Annotated in this window: 17 protein-coding genes; 13 read left to right on the top strand and 4 right to left on the bottom strand. The window is 61.7% G+C overall.

What is annotated here, in order from left to right; genetic code table 11:
- The first annotated feature begins 3 nt into the window (after positions 1–3).
- The 7 genes from AC1RME_RS03835 to AC1RME_RS03865 all read left to right on the top strand — a co-directional run bounded on the left by AC1RME_RS03835 (position 4) and on the right by AC1RME_RS03865 (position 10,334).
- A complete protein-coding gene (locus AC1RME_RS03835) occupies positions 4–1,572 on the top strand; it encodes a winged helix-turn-helix domain-containing tetratricopeptide repeat protein (RefSeq protein ID WP_096821821.1) in 1,569 nt (522 codons plus the stop codon).
- 243 nt (positions 1,573–1,815) lie between these two features.
- The gene (locus AC1RME_RS03840; protein WP_493073647.1) at positions 1,816–3,372 is read left to right on the top strand and encodes a sugar ABC transporter ATP-binding protein; all 1,557 of its coding nucleotides are present in this window, start codon (positions 1,816–1,818) and stop codon (positions 3,370–3,372) included.
- A complete protein-coding gene (locus AC1RME_RS03845) occupies positions 3,365–4,390 on the top strand; it encodes an ABC transporter permease (RefSeq protein WP_493073646.1) in 1,026 nt (341 codons plus the stop codon). Before AC1RME_RS03840 ends, AC1RME_RS03845 begins: the two co-directional genes overlap by 8 nt.
- A gap of 31 nt (positions 4,391–4,421) precedes the next feature.
- On the top strand, positions 4,422–5,477 hold the full coding sequence (locus AC1RME_RS03850) for a substrate-binding domain-containing protein (protein ID WP_493073645.1): 1,056 nt from the start codon (positions 4,422–4,424) through the stop codon (positions 5,475–5,477).
- A 9-nt stretch (positions 5,478–5,486) separates the two neighbouring features.
- On the top strand, positions 5,487–6,152 hold the full coding sequence (locus AC1RME_RS03855; RefSeq protein ID WP_493073644.1) for a sulfite oxidase-like oxidoreductase: 666 nt from the start codon (positions 5,487–5,489) through the stop codon (positions 6,150–6,152).
- A 388-nt stretch (positions 6,153–6,540) separates the two neighbouring features.
- Entirely contained in the window at positions 6,541–8,928 is a 2,388-nt protein-coding gene (locus AC1RME_RS03860) for a TonB-dependent receptor plug domain-containing protein (protein WP_096821630.1), read from the top strand.
- 41 nt (positions 8,929–8,969) lie between these two features.
- Positions 8,970–10,334, top strand: a complete 1,365-nt coding sequence (locus tag AC1RME_RS03865) for an APC family permease (RefSeq protein ID WP_096821631.1) — start codon at positions 8,970–8,972, stop codon at positions 10,332–10,334.
- Here AC1RME_RS03865 and AC1RME_RS03870 read toward each other — a convergent pair.
- On the bottom strand, positions 10,331–10,792 hold the full coding sequence (locus tag AC1RME_RS03870; RefSeq protein ID WP_096821632.1) for a DUF3574 domain-containing protein: 462 nt from the start codon (positions 10,790–10,792) through the stop codon (positions 10,331–10,333). The two genes, AC1RME_RS03865 and AC1RME_RS03870, sit on opposite strands and share 4 nt — an antisense overlap.
- A gap of 391 nt (positions 10,793–11,183) precedes the next feature.
- On the opposite strand from AC1RME_RS03870, the gene AC1RME_RS03875 reads away from it, so the two are divergent.
- Positions 11,184–11,693 (top strand): hypothetical protein, encoded by a 510-nt coding sequence (locus AC1RME_RS03875; protein WP_244142466.1) that lies wholly within the window; start codon positions 11,184–11,186, stop codon positions 11,691–11,693.
- Between the two features lie 81 nt (positions 11,694–11,774).
- On the opposite strand, the gene AC1RME_RS03880 is transcribed toward AC1RME_RS03875, so the two are convergent.
- The 3 genes from AC1RME_RS03880 to AC1RME_RS03890 all read right to left on the bottom strand — a co-directional run bounded on the left by AC1RME_RS03880 (position 11,775) and on the right by AC1RME_RS03890 (position 13,597).
- Entirely contained in the window at positions 11,775–12,365 is a 591-nt protein-coding gene (locus AC1RME_RS03880) for a helix-turn-helix domain-containing protein (RefSeq protein ID WP_173861382.1), read from the bottom strand.
- Between the two features lie 53 nt (positions 12,366–12,418).
- A complete protein-coding gene (locus AC1RME_RS03885; RefSeq protein WP_170929559.1) occupies positions 12,419–12,580 on the bottom strand; it encodes a hypothetical protein in 162 nt (53 codons plus the stop codon).
- Positions 12,581–12,685: 105 nt separating this feature from the next.
- Entirely contained in the window at positions 12,686–13,597 is a 912-nt protein-coding gene (locus AC1RME_RS03890; RefSeq protein ID WP_096821634.1) for an AraC family transcriptional regulator, read from the bottom strand.
- Between the two features lie 104 nt (positions 13,598–13,701).
- On the opposite strand from AC1RME_RS03890, the gene AC1RME_RS03895 reads away from it, so the two are divergent.
- The 5 genes from AC1RME_RS03895 to AC1RME_RS03915 all read left to right on the top strand — a co-directional run bounded on the left by AC1RME_RS03895 (position 13,702) and on the right by AC1RME_RS03915 (position 18,148).
- The gene (locus tag AC1RME_RS03895) at positions 13,702–14,247 is read left to right on the top strand and encodes a carboxymuconolactone decarboxylase family protein (protein ID WP_493073638.1); all 546 of its coding nucleotides are present in this window, start codon (positions 13,702–13,704) and stop codon (positions 14,245–14,247) included.
- Between the two features lie 62 nt (positions 14,248–14,309).
- A complete protein-coding gene (locus AC1RME_RS03900; protein WP_493090518.1) occupies positions 14,310–15,380 on the top strand; it encodes an acyl-CoA dehydrogenase family protein in 1,071 nt (356 codons plus the stop codon).
- Positions 15,377–16,219 (top strand): ABC transporter ATP-binding protein, encoded by an 843-nt coding sequence (locus AC1RME_RS03905; protein WP_096821637.1) that lies wholly within the window; start codon positions 15,377–15,379, stop codon positions 16,217–16,219. The genes AC1RME_RS03900 and AC1RME_RS03905 overlap by 4 nt, the downstream gene beginning before the upstream one ends.
- Entirely contained in the window at positions 16,185–17,384 is a 1,200-nt protein-coding gene (locus tag AC1RME_RS03910) for an ABC transporter substrate-binding protein (protein WP_493090521.1), read from the top strand. Before AC1RME_RS03905 ends, AC1RME_RS03910 begins: the two co-directional genes overlap by 35 nt.
- The gene (locus AC1RME_RS03915; protein WP_102621680.1) at positions 17,384–18,148 is read left to right on the top strand and encodes an ABC transporter permease; all 765 of its coding nucleotides are present in this window, start codon (positions 17,384–17,386) and stop codon (positions 18,146–18,148) included. Before AC1RME_RS03910 ends, AC1RME_RS03915 begins: the two co-directional genes overlap by 1 nt.
- The last annotated feature ends 30 nt before the right edge of the window (positions 18,149–18,178 follow it).

The raw sequence follows: 18,178 nt of genomic DNA on the forward strand, positions 1-18,178 counted from the left end.
GCTGTGCCATTCACGTTTGAAGACTATGTACTGGATCAGGAACGTCGCGAGCTGACCTTGCGCGGGCAGGTCGTGGCCGTCGGCCCGCAGGTCTTCGATCTGTTGCTGCTGTTCGTCAACAACCCCGAACGCGTGCTGAGCAAGGACGAATTGCTCGGCACGGTATGGAGCGGTCGCATCGTTTCCGAATCGACGATCACCAGCCACATCAACGCCGTGCGCAAGGCTATCGGTGATACCGGCGAGGAGCAGCGTCTGCTGCGCACGGTCGCCCGCAAGGGCTATCGTTTCATTGGCCAAGTCAGTTCCGATATGACCGAGCCGGTGCCTGACACCGACGAGGGCTCAACTGCATCTCCCCGCGTATTGGCGCTGCCGGACAAACCCTCGATCACCGTCCTGCCTTTCTACAATCTGAGCGGCGATCCCGAACAGGATTACTTTGCCGACGGTGTCGTGGAGGACATCATCGCGGCGTTGTCGCGTCTGCGCTGGTTGTTCGTCATCGCACGCAATTCGAGCTTCACGTTCAAGGGGCGCACGGTCGATGCCCAAGGGGTCGGGCAGGAACTGGGCGTGCGCTATGTGCTGGAAGGCAGTGTGCGCAAATGCGGAAACCGGGTGCGCATCACCGGGCAACTGATCGACGCCACGAGCGGGGCACACATCTGGGCCGAGCGTTTCGAAGGCACCCTCGACGACATCTTCAAGCTGCAGGATCAAATCACCGAAAGTGTCGTCGGGGCCATCGCGCCACAACTGGAGCGCGCGGAGATCGAGCGCGCCAAACGCAAACCGACGGAAAGCCTGGACGCCTACGATTACTACTTGCGCGCCATGGCAAAGCTGCACAGCGGCACCCAGGAGGCCATCGAGCAGGCGCTGCCGATGTTCTACAAGACCCTCGAACTCGATCCGGAATTCGCATCGGCCTATGGCATGGCCGCCTGGTGCCACTTCTGGCGCAAGCTCAATGGCTGGATGACGGATCGGCCGGCCGAGATCGCCGAGGGCATTCGCCTGGCGCGTCTGGCGGTCACGCTGGGGCGCGATGACGCTGTGGCGTTGACGCGCGGCGGACATGCGCTTGCGCACCTGGCGGGGGATGTGGACGCCGGCATCGCATTGCTCGACCGCGCGCGCCTGCTCAATCCCAATCTCGCACCCGCTTGGTTTCTCGGCGGAATCCTGCGTGCACTTCGCGGTGAAACCGCGCCGGCCATCAAGGACTTGAACCATGCTGCGCGCTTGAGCCCGCTGGACCCGGAAATGTTCAGAATGCACGTCGGCATGGCTCTGGCGCATTACTTCGCCGGGGACTTTGAGGCCTCGGCAGATTTCGCCGAAAAAGCCTTGGGCAACCTGCCCACGTTGTTGGTGGCGGCGGCGCTGGTGGCGGCCAGTCATGCGCTGGGCGGGCGCCCGGATAAAGCGCGCTGGGCGATGCAGCGTTTGCAGACGCTGAATCCGGCGTTGCGCCTTGGCCACCTCAAGGACTGGCTGCCGATTCAACGGCCCGAGGATTTTGCCCGGTTCATTGAAGGGCTTCGACTTGCGGGGTTGCCGGAGTGATGGCTTGAGTGCACCTGCTCCGATCTCGCGGACATGCACGGCGGTACCGGGCCTAAGCTAATACCAAAACGGTATTTGTTTGTTGTTTTTAAGATCGTTTAGCTTTTACTGACTCACCAATCAGACTTTCAAATAATAGAACCCTCGATTGCCATGACGGCACGCGCTGAATCGATCAAAGGCTCTGCAGAATTTTCTTGCTGATGGGCGCCACACACTGGCCCATCGACTTTAAGGATTTGTATGAGTGCGCCTGTCGCCGTGGCCTCCGAGCCGCTGATTCGTGTACGTGAACTGAGCAAGACCTTCGGCTCGAACCGCGCGCTGGATCGGGTCAGCCTGGAGATATTTCCCGCCGAAGTGGTTGCGTTGCTCGGTGCCAACGGCGCGGGCAAGTCGACGCTGGTGAAGATCCTCGCCGGCAGCCAATCGGCCGACAGTGGCGAGATTCAGGTCGACGGTCAGCCCCGGCAATTCAACTCGCCGCTATCCGCTCGGCGGGTCGGCATCGTTGCGGTTCATCAACAGATCAACGAGGGCATCGCGCCGGGATTGAGCGTGGCGGAAAACCTGTTGCTCGATGAACTGTGCCGGCCGGACGGTGACTTCTGGCTCAACCGCAAACGCCTGCTGGAGCGCGCCGCGAACATTGCTGCCGGGCTCGGTCTGGTGCTGCCGCTGGAACAACCGATCGAGCACCTCGGCCAGGCCGAGCGGCAACTGGTGGTGCTGGCCCGCGCCTTCGCGTTGCAACCACGGTTGCTGATTCTCGACGAACCGACAGCAGCGCTCTCGGATGCCGAAGCGCAGCGCCTGTTCGGCCTGATCGACACGCTGCGCAGTCGGGGCGTGGCGATCATTTATATCTCCCATCGCCTGTCGGATCTGCAACGGGTGGCGGATCGCGCCATCGTCCTGCGTGACGGGCAACTGGCCGGCGAATTCAGTGCCCGGCAATTGCCTCAGGCGCTGGAGGCCATGCTCGGCCAGGCGCTGGAGACGCATGTCTATACGCCGCGAGCGGCGGGGCGCGAAGTGCTGAAGCTGCACGACGTGAAACTGCTGCCGCGCACCCGAGCCTTTGACCTGACCCTGCATGAAGGCGAAGTCGTGGTGCTGACCGGATTGCTCGGTGCCGGCAAAAGCGAGATCGCCGAAGTGCTGTTCGGTCTGCGCAAACCCTTGTCCGGATCATTGCAACTGGATGGCGCCGACTGGCAACCGGGCTCGCCTCGGGTGGCGATCCAGAGCGGGGTGTTCTTCGCCGCCGAAGACCGGGCCAGCCAATCGCTGGTGCCGGATTTTTCCCTGCGTCGCACCCTGACCCTGCCGTTCCTCGAACGCTTCACCCGTGGCGGTTTCATCCGCAACCGCGCCGAAGCGGCAGCGGTGGAAGCGCAAGTCGCGGCGCTGGGAATCAAGACCGCCGGCATCGATGTGCCGATGAGCGCGCTGTCCGGCGGCAATCAACAGAAAGTCGTGCTCGGTCGCTGGCTGCTTGGCGAGGGCAGGGTGTTGATCCTCGATGAGCCCTTTCAAGGCGTTGATGTGCGTGCCCGACGCGAGATCGGTCAGCTGCTGCGTGATAGCGCCGACGGTCGTGCCACGCTGGTGATCTGTGCGGATGTCGATGAAGCCCTGGAAATCGCCGACCGGATCCTGCTGGTACGCGATCACGCCGTGGTGGCCGAGTACCCGCGTGCCGGGCTGGATCGCGCCACCCTGGTCGCCGCGCTGGCCGGCACTGATCCAGAAAATTCTTTTGTTCAAGCCGCGCCAAGGAGTAGAGCGAGTGCCTGATTCGAGTTCCCTGTTGTCATCCGCCCCGGCGCCGTCCGAGCGCTTCGTGCAAGCGTTGATTCGCTACGGCCTGCTGTGGGTGCTGGCGTTGATCGTGGTGTTTTTCAGTGTCGCTGAACCAGCGTTCCTGCGGGTCGGCAACCTGTTCAGCATCTTGCAGTCGGTGTCGATTGTCGCGCTGCTGGCGTTGGGTGTGACCCTGACCATGGCTGTCGGCGGGCTGGATCTGTCCATCGGTGCGGTGGCGGCCATGAGCCTGATGATCGCCGGTTACGTGATGGTGGTGCTCGGTTGGGGCGCGGTGCCGGCGGTGCTGATCAGCCTGGCCGGTGGCGCGCTGGTCGGGCTGCTCAACGGCTGGCTGATCGTGAAGATGCGCGTGCCGGACATTCTCGCAACGCTCGGCAGCATGTTCCTGGTGATCGGCGTGCAACTGATTCCCACCGGCGGACGCTCGATTGCGGTGGGCATGACCCTGCCCAATGGCGACGAAGCCGAAGGCGCGTTCAGTGCGTTGTTTCTGGCGCTTGGGCGCGGGCGGCTGTGGGACGTCGTGCCGATTCCGGTGTTGATCACGGCGGTTGTCGCGGTGGCGGTGTGGCTGTTTCTCGAACGCACGCGCATCGGTCGGTTGTTCTATGCGATTGGCGGCAACGAGCAGGCGGCGCGTCTGGCCGGTGCGCCGGTGCAGCGCTTCAAGCTGCTCGCTTATGTGCTCTCGGCGCTGCTGGCGTCGCTCGGCGGATTGTTGTTGGCGGCGCGCCTGGGGCGCGGCGATGTCAGTTCCGGCAACGGTCTGGTGCTGGATGCACTGGGTGCTGCGCTGATCGGCTTTGCCGTGCTCGGCGCGAAGAAGCCCAACGCGTTCGGCACGCTGGTCGGTGCGTTGCTGGTGGCCTCGTTGCTCAACGGCCTGACCATGCTCAACGCGCCGTATTACGCGCAGGATTTCGTCAAGGGACTGGTGCTGGTGCTGGCCCTGATGTTCACCTTCGGCCTCGCGCATCGGGCGCGCTGAGCCGGTTCATTGAAGCTTCAAGGAAAGATCCATGCACGGTTCAATCAAGCAGTTCGCACGCCATTGTCTCGCTGGTGCCTTGCTCTCGGCACTGGCGCTCAATGCCCAGGCCAAAGCCTTGCCGGGGGCGCCGGCACCGTTCGATAAAGGTCAGGTACAGATCGCGCTGGTGGGTTATCTGTTCTCCGGGGATTTCCCCGAAGCCTACCTGCGCGGCGTCGAGAGACAGACCGAAGCGCTGGGCGCCAACCTGCGGGTGTTCGACGCGCGACAGCAGGCGGCCAGTCAGGGCGAGATGATCGATCAGGCCGCCGACCTTGGCGTCGACGGGATCATCGTGCAACTGGGTCTGGCGGAAACTCTCAAGGGGCCGATCGACCGTGCGTTGGCCAAAGGCATCAAGGTGGTTGCGTTCGACGTCGACCTGAACACGCCACAAGTGACTCAGGTTGAGCAGGATCACCACGCGCTGGCGCGTCTGGCACTCGATCAAGCAGTCAAGGACAACGGCACCCGTTTCGACGCAGGCTACGTCTACATCAGCGGCTTCACACCGATGGAACGCCGCGACGAGATCTGGAGCCAGGTCAAGGCGAGCAATCCGGGGATCATCGAGAAGGCCCGTTTTGGCACGCTCAATCCGCCGATTGCCAACTCGGTGGCCGATCAGGCCAGCGCCGTGTTGCGGGCCAATCCGGGAATCAGCGTGATCTTCGCGCCGTTCGACGAGTTCGCCAAAGGCGCGAAAATCGCCGTGGACGAGGCGGGTCTGAGCAGCAAAGTGAAGATCTACAGCGCCGACATTTCCACCGCCGACATCCAGATCATGAAAGAGCCGAACAGTGCCTGGGCCGCGACGGCAGCGGTCAATCCGCAAGTGGCCGGCGCGATCAGCGTGCGCAGTCTGGCGCTGCTGATCGCCGGGGAAAGTCCGGGGCACAAGGTGCTGGTGCCGCCGACCCTGATCACCCGCCAGCAATTGCTGGATCTGGACGTGAAAAACGTGCGGGATCTGGGGCAGAAACTGCCGTCCTTCGGCGATACCGCCAATGTGGCGCGAGCGTCGTGGATTCCTGTGGCGAACTGAGGAACCGACATGCACGACAAGGCTGCGCGCCTGCGCAAAAGCCGTTCGCCGCAAGCCGATGTGGCGCTGGGCGAACGGCTGCCACCGGGGCAGGTGCTGACGGAGCGTTTCCCGATCCTGCACGAAGGCGAGGTGCCGGCGTATGACCTGGCGACGTGGTCACTGCGCCTGTTCGGCACCTTGGCAAACCCGGTCGAGCTGACCTACGCCGATCTGCAAGCGCTGCCGCAACGCTCGTTGCAATGCGACATTCATTGCGTGACACGCTGGTCGAAGTTCGACACCCGCTGGAGCGGGGTGCACCTGCAGGATCTGTTGCAGGCCCTGGACATCCGGCCGACGTCGTCCTTCGTCATGGCCCACGCCGATCACGATTACCAGACCAACCTGCGTCTCGAAGATCTGTTGCACCCGGACAGTCTGCTGGCCACTCATTACGACGGTCAGCCGCTGACTGCGCAACATGGCTGGCCGCTGCGTCTGGTGGTGGCAGGTAGGTACTACTGGAAGAGCGCGAAATGGCTGCGCGGGCTCGAGTTCACCGATCAGGAACAACCGGGCTTCTGGGAGCGCAACGGCTTTCATTTGCACGCCGATCCGTTCATTGAACAGCGCTTCAGCGGTGATGCGCTGGACATAGCCGAAGATGCCTGGCGGGAAAAGGATTTCGACTGACGGCATTTAACTTCGCGCCGAAAAAAACAAAGATTAAGAGCGTGCTCTACAACAGCGTGGAGTGCGTTTTTGTGCGTGATTAGTTGTTCGCTAGTTGGTTGTTCATGTTGTTGCGTAAACACAAGTGTTGCTCAGGCAACACTCCGTTCGTCGGGCATAACCTAAGCGTTATTGGTTCTTTTGCGGCGGGCGACCACTCATCTAGGATCGGTAAACAGGGGGTTCTACTAACTTTGGGGTTCTTGCACTCTAACAGTCGATAGTTGTTCGACACACTTCGCTGCCTTTCTGAACATCAAAACTACAGCAGAAATTACTGTGCGCTGATTGCCGACGCTTAATGATTCGGCAGCGGCCGGTTATTAACTGCGATTCAAGGAGCTGTCACATGATTCACCGTTCCCGTTCATTACTGGCCGTCGCTGTTGTCAGTGCGATCTGGCAACTTCCCGCACAAGCCGAAGACTCTTCTGCCCGCGCTGACGATGACACACGGTTGGGTACCGTGCTGGTCACCGGCACCCGTGGCACCGCCCGTACGGTGCTGGATTCACCAGTGCCGGTGGATGTGCTGACCGCTGAAGACCTGAAGACCGCCGGCGCCAGTGACGGCGAGTTGGGTCAGGCGTTGCAGACGCTGTTGCCGTCGTTCAGTTTTCCGCGTCAATCCAACTCCGGCGGTGCCGACCATGTGCGTGCCGCACAGTTGCGCGGCATGAGCCCGGATCAGGTGCTGGTGCTGGTCAACGGCAAGCGTCGGCACACCTCGGCGGTGGTCAATGACTCGTCGAAAATCGGTCGCGGCACGGCGCCGGTGGATTTCAACTCGATCCCGATCAGCGCCATCAAACGCATCGAAGTGCTGCGCGACGGCGCGGGTGCGCAATACGGCTCCGACGCGATTGCCGGGGTGATCAACATCATCCTCGACGACGCCCCCGAGGGCGGTGAAGTGTCCACCAGCTACGGCGCCTATCACACCCATCAGGACGCCATCGGCAAAACCACCACCGACGGCCAGAACAGCGTGACCACTGCCAAGATCGGCACACGCCTGGGCGAAGAGGGCGGTTTCATTCGCGGCGGTACCGAGTACAAGAATCGCAACCCGACCAACCGCGCCGGCTACGACGGTTTTGCCGACACACCGAACCAGCGCAACTACGTGATGGGCGACGGCATCGCTCGGGACGTCAACCTCTGGTTCAACAGCGAATTGCCGCTGGCCGGCGGCAAGGCTTATTCGTTTGGTACCTACAACCAGCGGCACACTACAGGCGCCGAGTTTTATCGTTATCCATCCGAGCAGCCGCAGTTCTACCCCAACGGTTATTTGCCGCAGTCGATCGGCGACAACAAGGACATCTCCGCCACGGCCGGCTTCAAAGGCCTGATCGGCGACGACTGGGACTTCGACAGCAGCGTCACCCACGGTCGCAACCGTTTCGATGGAGCCACCCGGCGCACCCTCAACGTCAGCCTGGGCGAAGACTCGCCGACCCGATTCGACACCGGCGATTACGAGTTGCGCCAGACCACCGCCAACCTTGATTTCAGCCGCGAACTGCGGCTGGGCGGACGCTCCTTCGTCCTCGCGCTCGGCAGCGAATACCGCTACGAAAACTACCTGACTTACGCCGGTGACGAGGCCTCTTACATCGGCTCCGGCGCTGACGGTGCCAACGGTTTGCGCCCGAGTGAAGAATCGGACCTGGACCGCAACGTGTTCGGCACCTACGCCGAATTGTCCGGTGATCTCACCGACCGTTTCTTCGTCGACGCCGCCACGCGCTGGGAGCATTACGACGATGCCGGCAGCAAACTCACCGGCAAGCTCAGTGGTCGCTACAAGTTGACCGAGCAGTGGGCGTTGCGCGGTGCGATATCGAACAACTTCCGTGCGCCATCGCTGGCGCAAAGTGGCTTCCAGAGCACCACCAGCAACTTCGGCGACGGCGGCACGCTCACCGACATTCGCGTGCTCTCGGTCAACGACCCGATCGCCCGTGCCCTCGGTGCGCAGAAGCTCGATCCGGAAACTTCGAAGAACTACAGCCTCGGCCTGACGTTCCAGTTGAACGAACGTTTCGACGCGTCGCTCGACGTGTTCCGCATCGACGTCAAGGACCGCATCACGCTGTCGCAACGCATCGGCAGCGACGCGCTGGAAAGCTACATCAATGACAACTTTGGCGTGGCGGGCGTGCACGATGTCAACTTCTTCACCAACGCCGCCGACACCAGCACCCACGGTGCCGAACTGGTGCTCAACTATCACCAGCCGTTCTACGAGGGGCAACTGGGCCTGACCACCGCGTACACCTACAACCACACCAAAGTCACCAGCACCAAGGGCACGCCGTCGCAACTGACCGCGTTGGGGATCGGCAACGATGCACTGGTCGGTGTCGAGGAAACCAACACCCTCACCGATGCGGCACCGAAGGATCGCTTCGTGTTTTCTGCCAACTGGGCCAGCGAACATTGGGGTTTGCTCGGCCGTTTGACTCGTCAGGGCGAGACCACCCGGGTGTTCGATTTCGGCGATTCGCAGCCTGAGCAAACCTACGGCGCGGTGTGGCAACTGGATGCCGAGGTGACCTACAAATTCACCCCGAAATTCAGCGTCGCCCTGGGCGGCAACAACCTGACCGACAACTACCCGGAACGCTCCGGCTCGGCCATCAACTACGGCGGCAACCTGCCGTACGACGTGCTCTCGCCGATCGGCACCAACGGCGCTTACTACTACGCCACCGCCACCTACGGCTTCTGAGTCTTGCCGCCAAGGATGGCGGATCATCAGCGGGAACCTTCATGACTCAAACCAATGGCCCCAAGCGGCATCTGCCGGTATTCCAGGCATTGCTGATCACGCTGGGCATGGTCATCACCACCGACATCCTCAAAACCGCGCCGACCGTTGCCTTGAACGTCGGGCCGGAACACTTCTATTGGGTCTGGGTCCTCGGCGGATTGGCGTCGATGGCCGGGGCCTTGTGCTTCGCTGAGATGGCCACCGCGTTTCCGCATCCGGGCGGTGACTATCATTTCCTGCGCACCGCGTATGGCGAGCGCATGGGTTTCCTGTTCGCCTGGTCGCGCTTCTCGGTGATGCACACCGGGTGGATCGCGTTGTCGGCGTTCATGTTTGCCGACTATTTCAACGCGGTTTTTCCGCTGGGACAGTACGGATCTGGACTGTTTGCCGGCGCGATCATTGCCGCACTGGTGCTGCTGAATCTGACGGGCAAGCACATCGGTTTCATCACCCAGACCGTGCTGGTGGGGCTGCTTGCCGTGGGCTTTCTGAGCATTGCCAGCGCCGGTGTGTGGCTGGTGTGGCTGGGTGTCGAACCGCTTGCGCCGAGTGCGCCGGTCACACCTGAGCACACGGGGGCGGCAGGATTTTCCGCTGCGATGATCTTCGTGTTTCTGGCCTTCGGCGGCTGGAGTGATGCGGCGACGCTGTCCGCCGAAGTGCGCGATGGCCGGCGCGGAATCTTCATCGCCATGCTCGGTGCACTGACGGTGTTGATGGCGATCTACCTGGCACTGAACTGGGCGTTCGTCCAAGGCCTGGGGTTCGAAGGCCTGGCCGCGAGTAACGCGCCGGCGGTGGAATTGTTGAACCGCGCATTCGGTGCGCCGGGGGTGATGCTGATTCTGTTGATGGTCGGTATCGCGGCCATCGCCACCATCAATTCAACGCTGTTGGTCGGTGCCCGCACAACGTACGCCGCTGCCCGCGACGTGCCGCAACTGCGTCGCTTCGGTGAATGGGACGAACGCGATGGTGTGCCGCGCAAGGCCTTGCTGGCCGAGGGCGCGGTGGCGTTGTTGCTGGTGTTGTTCGGCAGTTTTACCCAGAGCGGTTTCAACACCATGGTCGAGTACCTGACGCCGGTGTACTGGTTGTTCCTGAGTTTGAGCAGCCTGGCGTTGATCATCCTGCGCAAGCGTTTTCCCGAGGTGCCACGGCCGATCAGGGTGCCGCTTTATCCGGTTTTGCCGCTGCTGTTTTTTGGGTTGTGCGTGTACATGCTGTATTCCAGCGTGACGGTGGTGGGGTTGGGGGCGTTTCTGGGGATTGGAGTGTTGCTGGTGGGCGCGCTGTTGCTGGCGGTGTTGAGCCGCCTGGTGTCGACACCTCGGCAAGCTCTGCAGCGCACCAACGATTAGAACGATACCTGCGCCGGTTGCGACAAACGCAGCACCGACAGATCCCCTGTAATCCGTTTGTAAGCCAGACGAATCGCCTCGATGTCGCTCTCACGCTTCGGGCTGCCTTCGTGCAGGATCACAATCACCTTGGTCGCCAGCCGCTCCGGCGTTTTCGCATCGTGGTCCTTCCACTGCCCATAAGCATCGAACACGCTGAAACCGTCCGGAAAACGCGTCGTCACTTCCTGGTCGAGAAACTCGCGCCAGCGCGCCGGGCTTACCACGCCTTCCTTGCCATCAATCGGCCCCACCGAGAAGTACAACTCGGTGCGCACCCACTGCGCCTGCGCCGGGCGTGTGGCATCGCCTTGCAGGGTTGAGCTGGCGGGGTCTTTGGTATGTACGGAAACAGGAGGAGGGCTGGCACAACCGGCGACCGCCAGGAACAGTGCTGCCATCAGGAAACGTTGCGGCATGGAACTTCCTTATTGTTAAGAACTGTCCCGAATTATAGGAGGAGGTGGTAATAGCAATAAAAGATTAAAAAGTGGATTAGTCGTTAACTAATGGAATAAGCAGGTGGCGTGAAAATAATTCCCGCTGGTTAGAACGATTATTTCTTTAAGTTATTTGCTTGGTATTGGATCGCATATCCAGGACGTTGAAAAACCTGTTCTTGCATTTGATAGATCTGTCATTGCGTCTACTCTGCTGCTGCAACGGTTCAAGGCGCACGGAATGCTGCACTTGAAGCGTTTCAACAGCACTTTTTGCTGCTCGATGGGCAGCTTGTTCCGGTTTATCCAATCCTTAGAATCAGCCCCATCAACTTCTCATCCAGTTCTTAAATCCTCAGGGAGCTTCACGATGATGAACGCCATGCAGATGCAAATGCCGATGAACGCCAACATGCCGATGATGCCGATGACAGGCATGCCGATGATGATGGCGACCATGTCCTGTGAAATGATGGACGACGGCATGATGTGCAAGATGATGCCGGCCGCCGGCATGGACATGGCGATGTTCAAGAACAGCTGCGAAATGATGCAGATGATGATGGACTGCGGCATGCCGATGATGATGCATTGCGGCAACATGAGCATGATGTGCATGTCCCAGGCGGCCATGGCCATGCCGATGATGAACATGATGATGCCGATGCCGATGATGGGCATGCCGATGCCTTCGATGAAGTGCGTGATGGAATGCACCATGATGGCCGACTGCATGATGTGCAAAATCATGCCGATGCCGGGCATGAACATGGACATGATGAAAAACTGCTGCGCCCTGATGATGAAGATGATGAACGACTGCAGCATGCCGATGATGATGAGCTGCAACGGCATGCCGATGATGTGCTGCACCTGCTGATTTCTGACCGCGCATGAAAAAGCCCCCGCAGCTTGATGCTGCCGGGGCTTTTGCATTTCTGGAATTCGGTGAAGGCGTTTGTCAGTCCAGACGTTCCGGGTAGGTCACCACGAGATACGCCACCGCCTCACTGTCAGCCGGATTGCGATAGCGGTGCGGCTGGTCGGCGTAGAACAGGATCGAGTCACCGGTCGACAGCAGATAACGCTCGTCGTTGACGCTGATCTCCAGCACGCCCTGGGACACCACCAGATTCTCCTGCACACCGGGGCCGTGGCCCTCGGAGTGATCCTCACCCAGGGGGCTCAGGCGTAATTCGTAGAATTCCGATTGGCGCGCCACATCGAACGGAAACAGCGCCCGACTGACGAACGCGCCGCTGGCACTCACCAGCCGTTTGCTCTGACTAGCCGACAACACGGCCACACCTTCGAACGCACGGTGCTCCAGAAACGCCGCCACCGACACTTTCAAACCCTTGGCAATTTTGCACAGCACCTTGATCGACGGCACGCTGCGGCCGGACTCGATCTGCGCCAGCATCGCCCGGCTCACGCCGCACTGGCGGGCGAGGGCATCCAGCGACAGATGCCGCTTGCCACGCAGGCGTTGCAGGTTCTGCGCGACGCGCTCGCAGATCGGGTCTTCTTCCAGTGATTCGAGGTTGTTCAGATCCAGCACGGGTTCGTCGGCGCTCGCCAGAAAGCGCGAGGGTTCACGTGCGTTCACGCTTGACGCGGCTCGTCGGAACGAGCGGCCTGCACCCACTGAAAAGCCTGGTAGCCGGCGTTGCGCGCATACATTTCCCACATGGCCCGGGCCCGTTGCTGAGCTTGACGGCGTTTGCGGTAGGCGGCGAAGTCGATCAGGTTGTCGGTTGGATTCATGGCGCACTTCACTGTGATCAATGACGGGATGAGCTGAGAGTACGCCGATATTTTTATAACGATAAATACTGATTTTGTATTTATTAATTCTTTTAGGTTATTTATTCAGCGCCCCTCATGCTGCTTGCGATAAGCCCCCGGTTGCACCCCCACCGACTTGGCAAACGCCCGTGTGAACGCGGCAATCGACTGATAGCCCACGGCAGCGCAAACCTGCTCGACCGTGTGATTGTTCTTCAGCAACTGGCAGGCATGGCGGATGCGCAGCGCCAGCAGTACCTGCCCTGGCGACTGCCCTGCGAGTTCGTTGAAGCGTTTGAAGAACGCCGAGCGCGAGAGTCCGATGCAGGCCGCCATGCTTTCCAGCGACCACGGCAGTTGCGGTTGCTCGATCAGTCGGTCCAGCAGCGGCGCGAATTGCGGATTGCGCGCCAGCGCTACCAGACCGCCGAGTGACGGGTTGTCGGCCATCTGCTGGCGCAGCACATACAGAAACAGCAGGTGACTCAGCCGCTCCAGCAGCGCCGAAGAGGGCGTCGGCTGGCGTTCGCATTCTTCCAGGATCAACTCGAATAAGGCCCGCGCTGCACTCGAGGAAGGATCCCCCGCTCGCAGGACGATCCAGTGCGGCAAGCCTTCGATGATCAGCGACGACAGCCCTGACTTGAAGTGGAAGAACCCACAGACCAGCCCGACGCCATCCTCTGCCTGGCTGTCCAGAGCCGTCATGGTCATGCGCGGCAAGGTCTGCGCGATGCCTGAGTCTTCAGCGCTGGACAGCCGATAGTTGAGGTCGCGCAGCAGGAACACCGCATCGCCGGCATTCAGGCGTAAGGCCTGAGTCTCGCCCTCGATGTGCAGCCAGCAATGGCCCTGCACGATCAGGTGAAAACTGGCCCGCGCCAGGCCATGCGTGCTGGCGTGCCAGCCGCCGCAATAGCGGCCGACATGGAACAGGCTGGCGTCGAGTTCGAGGCTCTCTAATAACCAATCAACCAGTGGGCTGGACGAAATCATCTAATGGAAACACTCAGGAGCAAGTAATCGCTACTTTAGAATATGGATCGGAATTCTTATAACCAACAGACTGGCCCGACACCCCAAAAGCAGGAGTCCAGCCCATGTCACGCGTCACGCTACACACCTTGCAAAGCGCGCCCGAAGCGGCCCGGCCGTTTCTTGAGAATGCACAGAAGAATTCCGGTTTCATTCCGAACCTGCTGGCCGTTCTGGCCAACGCGCCGGCCGCGCTGGAAACCTACGTTACGGTATCGGCGCTCAATGGCAAAGCCGAGTTGAGCCTGGCCGAGCGCGAAGTGGTGCAGTTGATCGCAGCGACTAACCATGGATGCGATTTCTGTGTCGCAGGTCATACCGCCGTCGCGCTGAACAAGGCAAAACTGCCACAGGAAGTGGTCAGCGCGTTGCGTGAGCGGGCGACCGTTCCCGAGCAAAAGCTTGAGACGCTGGCGGCGTTCGCCCGTGAAGTGATCGCCACCCGTGGCAACGTCAGTGAACAGACCTACAACCAGTTCAAGGCCGCCGGTTACACCGAAGGCAACGCGCTGGAAGTGATTCTCGGCGTGAGCCTGGCGACCCTGTGCAACTTCGCCAACGTGTTCGCCGATACGCCGCTCAACCCGGAGCTGGCGCCGTACCGCGCGTGACCGGCGGATCGATTCAGGCAGCGTGGTCTATGGTTGACGCTGCGTACAAGGAGAGAAACGACATGCTCGATCCGGCATTGAGTCAATGGCTGGACAACCACGCCCAGGCCCTGGACCTGGGCGACAGCGACCCACAGCAGGTGCTGACGCAACTGGCGGCGGCCGATGTCCTGCGGGTTGGTATCAGTCCGTCATTGGGCGGCAGCGGCGGCGACATCAGCGACGCCGTGGAAGTGTTGGCCGAAGTGGCCAGTCATTCGCTGGCAGCGGCTTTCGTGTTCTGGGGCCAGCGGGCGTTTATCGAATACCTGCTGCAGAGCCCGAACGTGGCACTGCGCGAGCGGCTGTTGCCCTCGTTGATCAGCGGCGAACTGGCCGGCGCGACCGGGCTGTCGAACGCGATGAAATTCCTCTCGGGCATCGAGGCCCTGCAAGTGCGCGCTCGCACCGAAGGCAACGGCTGGAGCCTCGGAGGCCGGTTGCATTGGGTGACCAATCTGCGCAAAAGCGGCTTCGTCGTCGCCGCTGCGATTGAGCACGAGGAGGGCGGCTCACCGTTTGTACTGGCGATTCCCGGCGAGGCCACTGGTGTGTTGCGTTCGGCGGATCTGCAACTGATGGGCTTGCAGTCGAGCAACACGGCGGCCATCGATTTTGCCCAGGTGCAGGTCGGTCGCGAGTGGTTGCTGCATGACGATGCGCGGGCGTTTTTGCCGGCGGTGCGCCCGGCGTTCCTCGGCTTGCAATGTGGTCTGGCCATCGGTCTGGCGCGGCGCGCATTGAGCGAAGTGCAAAGCCATTTGCAGGACGGTCGCTCGATCCTGCTGGAGCCGCTGCACGAACAGCGCGAGCAGTTGCAACACACGGTGGAACAACTCAAACAGGGCCTGCTCGATGGCCGCTTCCTGGCAAGGCCCGCTGCGCTGTTCCAGCTGCGCATCGCCCTTGCCGAATCGGCGGCCAGCGCGGTGCAACTGGAGTTGCAGGCCAGTGGCGGCAAAGCCTATCTGACCGAACATGGCAGCGGGTTCGCCCGGCGCTGGCGCGAGTCGGCGTTTGTGCCGATCGTCACGCCGAGCCTGGTGCAATTGCGCGCCGAACTGCAACGGCAGAAACGGGAGGCGGCGGTATGACTCAGCCGTTGCTGCATGCCCGCGACATCAGTCTCGGCTATCCGCGCGCCGAAGGCTGGCACACGGTGCTGGAGGCGTTTGACTTGCAGTTGCAGCCGGGTGAAGTGGTGTCGATCCTCGGCCCCAGCGGCGTCGGCAAATCCAGTCTGTTGCGGGTGCTGGCGGGGTTGCAACCGGCGCAGCGCGGCAGCGTCAGCCTGCTCGGTGAACCGCTGAGCGGTCCCCACCCACGGGTGGCGGTGGCGTTTCAGGATCCGAGCCTGTTGCCCTGGCTGACGCTGGAAAAGAACGTGGCGTTCGGCCTCGACTTCGCCCGTCAACCGCACCTGAGTGCCGAGCAACGCAAGGCCCGGGTCGACCACGCCATCGCTGCCGTCGGCCTGGAACACGCCCGGCAGTTTCACCCGGCGCAGTTGTCCGGCGGCATGGCCCAGCGCACCGCACTGGCCCGGTGCCTGGCGCGGCAGCCGCAAGTCCTGTTGCTCGACGAACCGTTCGGTGCGCTGGATGAAATCACCCGCGCCGACATGCAACAGCTGTTGCTGCAACTGATCGCCGAACACAACACCGCAGCGCTGCTGATCACTCACGACATTGACGAAGCCCTGCTGCTTTCCGAGCGGATTTTGCTACTGGGTAACAGCCCGGCGCGGATCCTCGGCGAATGGCGCGTCGACCTGCCTCAGCCCCGCGCCGAGCTGGTGGACGAACTGGGTGCGCTGCGTATCGATATCCTCAAAACCCTTCGGCGGGCGAGCCGCAATCCACTTACCCAACCTTTGCCCGAACCGTCGGAGATTGATCATGTGCCTGGACGACTTCACTCACACACGTCGTGACTTCCTCAAACTCAGCGCCTTACTGACCGCAGGCGGCGCTCTGCCGCTGCTCAACAGCCTCAATGCCCGGGCTGCGTCGGAGCCGAATGCGCCGGTGCGCATAGGCTACCTGCCGATCACCGACGCCACGCCATTGCTGGTGGCACACAACAACGGGCTGTTCGAAGCCGAAGGCATCCAGGCCGAGCGCCCGGTGCTGTTACGCAGTTGGGCGCAGGTGATCGAGGCGTTCCTGTCGGGGCAGGTCAACGTGATTCACCTGCTGTCGCCAATGACCGTCTGGGCCCGTTACGGCAGTAAGGTGCCGGCCAAGGTCGTGGCCTGGAACCATGTCGGCGGTTCCGGCCTGACCGTGGCCCCGGGCATCACCGAGGTCAAACAACTGGCCGGGCAAACGGTGGCGATTCCGTTCTGGTATTCGATCCACAACGTGGTGGTGCAGCAGTTGTTTCGCGATCACGGACTGCTGCCGGTGAGCAAACCGGCAAGCGCCGCGCTGGCCGCCAACGAGGTCAACCTGGTGGTATTGCCGCCCTCGGACATGCCGCCGGCACTGGCCGGCAAACGCATCGCCGGTTACATCGTTGCCGAGCCGTTCAATGCGTTGGCAGAAGAACTCAAGGTCGGGCGGGTGCAGCGTTTTACCGGCGACGTCTGGCGCAATCACGCCTGCTGCGTGGTGTTCATGCACGAGCAGGATCTGAACAACCGCCCCGAGTGGTCGCAGAAAGTGGTCAACGCCATCGTCAAGGCGCAACTCTGGACCCGCGACAACCGCGCCGAGGCCGCGAAGCTGTTATCCAGGGACGGCGACAACCGCTACACGCCCCATGCCCAGACCGTGTTGAACCGCGTACTGGCGCCGGCCGCCGCAGATCGCGAGCAATACCTGGTCAGCGGCGCAATCCAGCACAGCCATTGGGACGAGCAGCGCATCGACTTCCAGCCGTACCCGTTCCCCAGCTACACCGAAGAACTGGTCAAACGCCTCAAGGACACGCTGATCGAGGGCGACAAAGGCTTCCTCGCCAGCCTCGACCCGCAGCACACAGCCAAGGATCTGGTGGACGACCGCTTCGTGCGCAACGCCATTGCAGCGGTCGGCGGGATGAAGGCGTTCGGCTTGCCCGAAGGCTTTGAGCGCAGCGAGGAGTTCAGTCTCTGATGAGCAAGTCGAGTTCACCCATCGTCCACGGGTTGCTGGGCGCGGCAGGATTGCTGGGGTTGTTGCTGCTGTGGTGGTTGGGGGTGCATCTGGCCGGTGGAGGCGATGGTCTGGCGGCGCGGTTTTCGCCGCAGGCGACGCTGGCCAGCCTTGTTGAGTTATTAGGGCGGGCCGAGCTCTACGAACATGTGCTGGTCAGCCTGAAACGGATCGTGGTCGGCTTGCTGCTGGCCTTGCTGATTGGCGTGCCGCTGGGGCTGATGATCGGCAGCTACCGGCATCTCGAATCGGCGACCACACCTGCCTTTCAGTTCTTGCGAATGATCTCGCCGCTGTCGTGGATGCCGGTGGTGGTCATGCTGATGGGCGTGGGCGATCAACCGATCTATTTCCTGCTGACCTTCGCCGCGATCTGGCCGATCCTGCTGAACACCGCCGCCGGGGTACGCCAGCTCGATCCACGCTGGCTGCAATTGAGCCGCAGCCTCAGTGCCACGCGCTGGGAAACCTTGCGCAAAGTCATCCTGCCCGGCGTGCTCGGTCACGTGTTGACCGGGGTTCGGCTGTCGATCGGGATTCTGTGGATCGTGCTGGTGCCGTGCGAAATGCTCGGTGTCAGCGCAGGGCTGGGCTACTTCATCCTCGACACACGGGATCGGCTGGCGTACTCGGAATTGATGGCGATGGTGCTGTTGATCGGTGTACTCGGATTTGCCCTTGATGCGCTGGCTCGAGGACTGCACCGGCGCTGGGCACCGGCCTGAACATCGAATGGCTGCTCAGGCCGGGACCGA

The sequence above is a fragment of the Pseudomonas sp. GW822-FHT03F08 genome, from assembly GCF_058801265.1.